We start from the raw sequence: 8567 nt of genomic DNA on the forward strand, positions 1-8567 counted from the left end.
AGAATGAGAGGGTTCCGGCCACGGCGCGCGCAGCAGGGTGCAGTGCTCTATATCGCGCTGATACTTTTGATATTGCTTGCCCTTATCGGCATCGTCGGCATGCGGGTCACTGGTATGCAGGAGCGCATGTCGGCCAACTACATGCGCACCAATCAGGCGTTTCAGCAGGCAGAGATGGCTGCACGCGTCATCGAAACAAACATCCAGACCGCCATTGACGGCGCCAGCGGCACTTATCCCGCCAATCAGGAAATCTGTTCGCCGGTGTTCGATCCGCTGACCTGGGCAGAAGGCATCTCCGCTGCCAGCGCGACCTACACCCGGCGGATTGACAAATGTTTTGCGGCGTCCAGCCTCAAACTCGGCGCGAAGCAGAGCGAGCAGACCGGCAATATCTACGAAGTCACAGTGTTGTCCAGCGACGACCCTGCAAATGCCTCCGCTACGGCGGTCATCGACACGATCTTTATCCCATGAACATGAAACGTCGTCTCTCATCCGTGGCCGGATCAAAGTGGCTCAAGATCGGTGGTGGCCTGGGGGCCATCGGTGGCTTGCTGCTGGTGGTGTCGAACCTGCCGGCAGCGTTGGGTGATTACAACCTGTCGCAGTCGCCGCTGTATCTGTCGCAATCGCAGCCGCCATTGATGATGATGGTGATGTCGCGCGACGAGCAGCTGTTCAACAAGGCGTACAGCGACTACACCGATCTCAATCCCGACGATAACGACGGCATCGAAACCACGTACAAGAATTCGTTCGAGTATGCGGGCTACTTCGATTCGAAGCTGTGTTACGCCTATACCACGTCGTCTTCCACGTTCAAGGCGACCGGTCCGGCCAATGGGCACTATTGTGACTCGGCGACTGGGCGCTGGTCGGGCAACTTCCTGAATTGGGCGACGATGAGTCGTCTGGATATTCTGCGGCAGGTGCTTTACGGCGGCCAGCGCAGCACGGATACCAACAACAAGACTGTTCTTGAACGTGCGCCCATTCCCAACGATCTGCATGCCTGGGTCAAGGTGTACAGCGGTTCGGATCTGAGCAAGCTGACGCCGCAGACCGAAAAGATCGTCTCCATCTGCAATGCGACGACAAGCAGTGGTGGTGCGCCACTGATGCAGGTCGCGGCGGGCAATACGGCATATACCGAATGGGCCTCGACGGCCGGCTACCAGTGCGGCGCGCCGCGCTCTGGCGAGGCGAAGAACGATGCGCCCTCCAGTGCAACCAACATGACGGTTCGGGTGGAGGTCTGCGATCCAGCCGCCGCGGCGGCCACCGCGAATCGGCGCGAATCTTTCTGTCGCAAGTACAGTGACGGCAGTGCGGACTCCTATAAGCCGGCGGGTCTGCTGCAGGAATATGGAGAGAGTGGACGGCTTCGCTTCGGCCTGATTTCCGGCACCTATGCCAATCCCCGCGATGGTGGCGTGCTGCGCAAGAATATCGGCAAGCTGGCGGGTAACAGCACGGGGAATTGCACGGCGGGCTCGGGCGATGAGATCAATCTCTCGACAGGGCAATTCTGTACTGAGAACACCAATACCGTTGGCAGCGTCATCCAGACCATTTCGAATTTCAAACTCGAAGGCTGGAACTACAGCAACAACTGGGATGGCTGTAATTCCTATGGCATCTTGAATCGACAGGGCGACAAGACGCTCACCGATCCGGGCAATGGCAGCTACAAGTGCAGCGCCTGGGGTAACCCCTTGGCGGAGATGTATTCCGAGGCACTGCGCTACTTCGGCGACATCGGAACGACGCGAACCGCAGCCTACAGTGCAAGTGGTGATCAGGCCGGTCTGCCGACGTCGGTGGCCTGGCTTGATCCCTATCGCGCGCCCTCGGCGGGCGGCAACTCCTACTGCGCCGCTTGCAACATCCTGGTGATGTCGTCGGGCTTGCCGTCGTTTGACAGCGACAACGTGCAGTCGGTTCCCCGTCTGCAGAGTGCGGCTGCGGCAACAACGGCGGTAGGTGCTGCAGAAGGGATCAACGGTCATGCCTATTCGATAGGGCGCGTCGGGGAAACGCCGCGTTACACCTCCCTGCCTACGCATGAAGATATTTGTACCAGCAAGAACGTCACCGATCTGGGCTTGGCGCGAGGCATCTGCCCCGATATTCCTTCGATGGAGGGTAGTTACCTGCTGGCTGGCCTTGCCTATGCGGGCGCTACTACTGATCTGCGACCGGGGCTGCAGGGCAAGGACGACACAACGCACAAGGTGACAACGACCACCTATGCGGTGGCGATGGCGGAGACGCTGCCCAAGTTCGATATTGCCTTGCCTGGCGGCAAGATTTCGCTGGCGCCGCTATGCCAGGCCAACAACTCGGGCACGGCAACTGCTGCCACCAGCAACTGGCGCAGCTGCTTCCTGGGTTCCGTTGGTGTTGGTGCGAAGACTGCCACCGTGTCGCCTAACCACGTGTACGGCAGGGCGCTGCGCACGGATGGCAAGGCGGGTAGCTTCTCGTTGGTGTGGGAAGACTCGCTGTGGGGCAACGACCACGATAACGACGTGGTGTCGATGCTGACTTATTGCATCGGTGCCACCTGTGACGATAAAACCAACCCCAAGAATACAACCACCACCAAGGACATCTGCTGGCGCGCCGATGGTGGTGGTTGCACCGCCGGTCAATTGAATGTGGGCGACAACGAGGTTCTGATCCGGATCGAGAATCTTTCCGCCTATGCCGGCAACGCAATGCTCACCGGCTATTCGATCTCGGGTTCGAACAATGACGGTGTCAAGCGCCTGCTGCTGCGGCCGGGCGACAACAATGGCTCTGTGCTGAGCACGACCGATGCCGCCCCAAATTCCTGGACCAAGGCGCAGGTGTTGCGCTTCCGGTTGGGGACCTCGTCCACCGGCGCATTGGAGAGTCCGTTGTGGTACGCCGCCAAGTACGGCGGCTTCAATGACAAGAACAGGAATGGCATCCCCGACGCGGGCGAGTGGGACTCGATCAAGGCGGGGTCACCGGACAATTACTTCCTGGCGCGCAACCCGGCGGAGCTGGGCAAGCGTCTGGGCGATATCTTTGAAGCCGCGGCTGGCAGCAACTCCAAGGTTTCGGGCGGCTCGGCGGGTGCGCGCATCTCTACCGACTCGCTGACGGTGACGGCGGGTTTCAACGTGCCTATCGACTCGAACGACTGGACCGGTGATGTCTCTGCAACCCGCGTCGCTGCCGACGGCACCGACGGTGCTGTGCTGTGGAGTGCGGCGGCCAAGCTGGACCCGAGTGCACGCCGTATTTACATGGTGAAGACCGCCAACAACGTCGATGGCAGTGGTGCGAATGTGCCTGTCACCGCAGGTGCATTCACCAGCGCCAATGTTCCGGGCACAACGCGGGAGCAGAAGCTGGCGGCAATGGGACTGGAGACAATCCCGACCTGGTTCGGATCGCGCACGGTCGATACGCTTATCGGCTATCTGAAGGGCGGTGCGGTTGCAGGTTTGCGCACGCGCTCCTCGCTGATGGGGGATGTCGTGAATTCGTCGCCGGTAGTGGTCACGCCGCGCGATGACTATGGGTTTGGTGGATGGGCAGGGCAGACCGATCTGGCCTGGAAAAACGGGTTGGGGGTGAGTTACAAGACCTTCCTTGCCTCCAAGCTGTCCTCTGCAAAGCCGATGGTTTACGTGGGCGCCAACGACGGCATGCTGCATGCGTTTGATGCATCCAACGACACCAGTGGCGGTGTGGAGCGGTTTGGCTTCATTCCATCCACGGCGTTGTCGCATATGGCGGAGCTGGCCAATCCCAGCTACGTGCACCGCTACTACGTCGACGGCCTGATCGCGACATCGGACGTCTATTACGGCAGCAGTTGGAAGACCGTGCTGGTGGGCTCCACCGGCGCTGGCGCCGCCTCGGTTGCGCCATCGGCGACGGTTGGCGGGTTTGGTTCGATGTTCGGCCTGGATGTATCGGCCCCCACCACCTTTGATCAGACCAAGGTGCTTTGGGAGATCACCGGCAAGAATGACAGTGACATGGGCTTCGCGCTGGGCAAGCCTGTCATCGTGCCGATAGCCAGCGCCACTGGCGTCCGCTTCGTGGCGATCTTCGGCAATGGCGTCAACTCGGCCAGTGGCCGTGCTGTGCTGTTCGTGGTCGATATCCAGACCGGCGAAATACTGGCCAAGCTGAGGCCTACCGATGCGGCATACGCCGGGCGCAATGGTGTGATGAATGTCGCGGCGGTATCGCTGAACAACAGCAGTGGCTTGGCGGACACTGTTTATGCCGGCGACATGCAGGGAAATATCTGGAAGTACAACCTTTCCAGCCCGACGCCGAGTGCGTGGTCGGTGGCCTTCTCGGGTACGCCGTTGTTCACTGCGGCCAAGGATGGCGTGGCACAGCCGATTACCGGCGGTATCGAGGTTGCGGCGGGCCCGGGTGGTGGCGTCAGCCTGTTCTTCGGTACCGGCCGCTACTTCGCGGTAGGTGACAATACCGGCGGTACCGGATTGCCGGTGCAGAGCCTCTACGGCATTACCGATGATCTTTCGACAACCGCCATCACCACCGGTCGTGACGCACTGGTTGGACAGGCGGTGATGGCGGCTACTGCGTCCGGTGGGCACGAGATTCGAGGCGTGACCAATAACCCGGTCAGTTATGTCAGCAAGCGTGGCTGGTATGTTGACCTGAAGGTTGTGACCGGCAACGCGGTCGGTGAGCGCTTCATCGGTACGCCGAGCATCCAGAACGGCAAGGTGTTCTTCACGACTTTCACGCCGGGTGAGGCGGCGTGCTCGGCGGGTGGCGGCGTGAACTGGCTGTACGGTCTGGATATCCTTTCCGGGGCAGGTGGCTTGTCCGGGCTGAGTTTGACGCCCGGTGGTGACCCGATGTGCACCGGGAACTGCGGTGGTGTTTCCCTGAACAACGCGGACAACCCGACATCACCACCCGTGAAGGACTCGAGTATTTTCGTGCCGAAACTTGCGCCATGCGACCCGACGGATCCGGCCTGTACGCTGGACAAGCAGATCCAGAGTGAAATGTGCACCTTCGTCCTGCGCGCTGTTGGTGCGCCGCCGCTATACATGCCGCGGCCGTGTGGGCGACAGTCTTGGCGTCAGGTCCGGTAACGGGGGATGAAAATGAAATCTGGTTTCGCATTGAAGAAGGCCGTCCGTGGCTTCACCCTGATCGAACTGATGATCGTGGTCGTGGTAATCGCGGTGCTTGCCGCGATCGCCTATCCGTCCTATCAGGAGTACGTGCGCAAGGCGCGGCGTACGCAGGCCAAGGCGGACATCGTCGAGTACATGCAGTTGGCCGAGCGTTATCACACGGTCAACAACACCTATGTTGGCTTCACATTGGAGGCGCAACAGCAGCGTTCACCGCGCGAAGGTGGCACAGCGTGGTACACGATCGCCATCAACCCGGCGGCAACTGCCAATGCCATCACGCTGGTGGCAACGGTTTCGGCGAGTACGGCCCAGGCCAAGGACAAGTGTGGCAATCTCTCCATCTCCCAGGCGGGTGCCAAGGGCAACACCAAGGGGTCGACGGCGGATTGCTGGTGATCCTGGTGTTGCCCTCCGCGGTTTGACTCTGTAGAATGCGCACCTCGCCCGAATAGCTCAGCCGGTTAGAGCACTTGACTGTTAATCAGGGGGTCGTTGGTTCGAGTCCAACTTCGGGCGCCATTTTTGAAAAGACCACGAGTGATCGTGGTCTTCTTTTATGTGCAGGGTTCTGGCTGGCGAGGGCGCTCACTGCGCGTGCGGCCAAGGTTGTTTATCACCACTTTTCCCTGCAACTGGCCTGCGTGGCAGAAGTAGAAGGTAGTGTTGCTACCCGCGCTGCGACCATCGGCTTGGAAGCGAATGCGCTTGCGCGAGGTGCTTGTCCTGATCGTCGCGCCAGCGGGCAGGGGTTCTTGGGGCGTGGCGAGCAGGACGTCGGCAGGTGCTCCCGGCTGTGCTTTGCGGCCGCCGTCCAGGTACATGAGGCGGCCGCTGCTCCAGTCGCTGTCTGTCCGGCACAACACGCCATCCCGGCTTGGACACAGGCTGACCGGGGTGCTGCGGGTTATTGCGGTGCTGCGGGCCATGGCGAGTTGTGCATGCAGGAGCAGCATCTGTTGCCGAATCCGTTGCTGGGTCAGCATCTGTGTGGTGTGGGGCAGTGCAATGGCGGCCGTCAGCATCAGGATCGCCACGCAGATAAGTATTTCCAGCAGGTTGATGCCAGCAGAGGCTGAACGGCTGCCGATTTGCGCTTTCATGGTCGTTCATTGCCCGCAGCTGGGCGATCATCATCGTCAGCCGGCGTGTTTCGGCCCATCGTCCAAGCCCGGGATGAATCGTAGGTAGCCGGGATGGCGGGCTGTCACGCTGGCGCTGGATATACTGAGGGGTCACTTGAGGTCCCTTTGCCATGTCAGACGACAGCTTCCAGCTCGTATCGCCGTATTCGCCTGCCGGCGACCAGCCGGCCGCCATCGAAAAGCTGGTGGCCAACTTCGAGGCCGGCATCGCCAAGCAGACCCTGCTGGGCGTGACTGGCTCCGGCAAGACCTACACGATTGCCAATGTGGTGCAGCAGGTGCAGCGTCCGACGCTGGTGATGGCGCCGAACAAGACGTTGGCCGCGCAGTTGTACGGCGAGTTCAAGGCGTTCTTCCCGAACAACGCGGTGGAGTACTTCGTCAGCTACTACGATTACTACCAGCCCGAGGCCTATGTGCCGTCGTCGGACACCTTCATCGAGAAGGACAGCTCGATCAACGAGCACATCGAGCAGATGCGTCTGGCCGCGACCAAGACCCTGCTGTCGCGGCCGGATGCGATCGTGGTGGCGACTGTGTCGGCCATCTATGGCCTCGGTGCGCCGGAAGACTATCTGTCGCTGCGTCTGATCCTGTCCAAGGGTGAGCGAATCGATCAGCGTGACCTGATCAAGCATCTGACTCAGCTGCAATACACCCGCAACGAGTACGAGCTGCAGCGCGGCACCTTCCGGGTGCGCGGTGAGGTGATCGATGTGTTCCCGGCCGAGCTGGACAGCGAGGCGCTGCGCATCGAGTTGTTCGATGGTGACATCGAGCAACTGAGCATGTTCGATCCGCTCACCGGCGAAAGCCTGCGCAAGATGCAGCGCTACACCATTTATCCGAAGACCCACTACGCGACCACGCGTGAGCGTGTGCTGGCGGCGGTCGAGACCATCAAGGTCGAGCTGAAGGAGCGGCTGGAGCAGTTGTATGCGCAGAACAAGCTGGTCGAAGCACAGCGGCTGGCGCAGCGCACCCAGTACGATCTGGAAATGATGGCCGAGGTTGGATACTGCAACGGCATCGAGAACTACTCGCGTCACCTTACCGGCAAGGCGGCTGGCGATCCGCCACCGACACTGTTCGATTACCTGCCGCCGGATGCGTTGCTGGTCATCGACGAATCGCACGTGACCATTCCGCAGATCGGTGCCATGTACAAGGGTGACCGGTCGCGCAAGGAAACCCTGGTGGAATTCGGCTTCCGCCTGCCTTCGGCGCTGGACAACCGGCCGCTGCGCTTCGAAGAGTGGGAGGCGCGGTCGCCGCGCGCCATCTATGTGTCGGCAACGCCGGGTCCGTACGAGTTGCGCGAGTCGGGCGATGACATCACCGAGCTGGTGGTGCGCCCGACCGGCCTGATCGATCCGCAGGTGGAGATTCGCCCGGTCGGTACCCAGGTCGATGACCTGATGTCGCAGGCGACCGAGCGCATCAAGATGGGCGACCGCGTGCTGGTCACCACCTTGACCAAGCGTATGGCCGAGAACCTCACCGAGTATCTGGGTGAACACGGCATCCGCGTGCGCTACCTGCACTCGGACGTGGATACGGTCGAGCGCGTGGAAATCATCCGCGATCTGCGTCTGGGCAAGTTCGATGTGCTGGTTGGCATCAACCTGCTGCGCGAAGGCCTGGACATGCCCGAGGTGTCGCTGGTCGCGATCCTCGATGCCGACAAGGAAGGCTTCCTGCGTTCAACCGGCTCGCTGATCCAGACCATCGGCCGTGCGGCCCGCAATGTGCGAGGCAAGGCCATCCTGTATGCCGACAAGATCACCCGCTCGATGCAGGCGGCGATCGATGAGACGGATCGACGCCGGCAGAAGCAGGTGGAGTACAACGAGGCGCACGGCATCGTGCCGCAGTCGGTGATGCGGCCCATCGTCGACATCCTGGAAGGCGCGCATGAGGAAAGCTCGCCCAAGTCCAATGCGAAGGGCAAGGGTCGGCGCGTGGCTGAGCCCGAGGCGGATTACCTGCCGCTGGAGCCGGCCAAGCTGGCTGCACGCCTCAAGGAGCTGGAGCAGACGATGTACCAGCACGCCCGCGATCTGGAGTTCGAGGATGCTGCGCGCATACGCGACCAGATCCACCGCCTGAAGGAAGCCAATCTGGGCTGAGGCGGCCCGGTGTGAAATATTTCCAGAAAACGGTTGTTCTTCGTGAAGAGCAGGGTTAAGATACGCGCCCTCGCAACGCTTAATTGTTGTTGAGAAGGGCGGTTAGCTCAGCGGTAGAG

At 61.0% G+C, this 8567-nt stretch carries 5 protein-coding genes and 2 tRNA genes (1 of these 7 running past the window's edge); 6 read left to right on the forward strand and 1 reads right to left on the reverse strand.

Annotated features, from left to right (window positions below; translation table 11 throughout):
- The first annotated feature begins 42 nt into the window (after positions 1–42).
- The 4 genes from RT131_RS01170 to RT131_RS01185 all read left to right on the forward strand — a co-directional run bounded on the left by RT131_RS01170 (position 43) and on the right by RT131_RS01185 (position 5696).
- Entirely contained in the window at positions 43–477 is a 435-nt protein-coding gene (locus RT131_RS01170; RefSeq protein ID WP_313169536.1) for a PilX N-terminal domain-containing pilus assembly protein, read from the forward strand.
- Positions 474–5129, forward strand: a complete 4656-nt coding sequence (locus tag RT131_RS01175) for a PilC/PilY family type IV pilus protein (RefSeq protein WP_313169538.1) — start codon at positions 474–476, stop codon at positions 5127–5129. The genes RT131_RS01170 and RT131_RS01175 overlap by 4 nt, the downstream gene beginning before the upstream one ends.
- 12 nt (positions 5130–5141) lie before the next feature.
- Positions 5142–5573: a type IV pilin protein gene (locus RT131_RS01180; protein WP_313169540.1), complete on the forward strand. Its 432-nt coding sequence runs from the start codon at positions 5142–5144 to the stop codon at positions 5571–5573.
- Between the two features lie 46 nt (positions 5574–5619).
- Positions 5620–5696: transfer RNA gene (locus RT131_RS01185), tRNA-Asn, on the forward strand.
- A 35-nt stretch (positions 5697–5731) separates the two neighbouring features.
- Here RT131_RS01185 and RT131_RS01190 read toward each other — a convergent pair.
- Entirely contained in the window at positions 5732–6277 is a 546-nt protein-coding gene (locus tag RT131_RS01190; protein ID WP_313169542.1) for a GspH/FimT family pseudopilin, read from the reverse strand.
- A gap of 152 nt (positions 6278–6429) precedes the next feature.
- Between RT131_RS01190 and uvrB the strand changes: the two genes are divergently transcribed.
- Both uvrB and RT131_RS01200 read left to right on the forward strand, forming a co-directional pair.
- Positions 6430–8448 carry an excinuclease ABC subunit UvrB gene (gene uvrB / locus RT131_RS01195; protein ID WP_313169544.1) on the forward strand — a complete coding sequence of 673 codons (2019 nt, stop codon included), beginning with the start codon at positions 6430–6432 and terminating at the stop codon, positions 8446–8448.
- Between the two features lie 96 nt (positions 8449–8544).
- Positions 8545–8567, forward strand: a tRNA-Val gene (locus RT131_RS01200) (it continues 152 nt past the right edge of the window).

This window comes from Stenotrophomonas sp. (assembly GCF_032066555.1).
Classification (GTDB): domain Bacteria; phylum Pseudomonadota; class Gammaproteobacteria; order Xanthomonadales; family Xanthomonadaceae; genus Stenotrophomonas.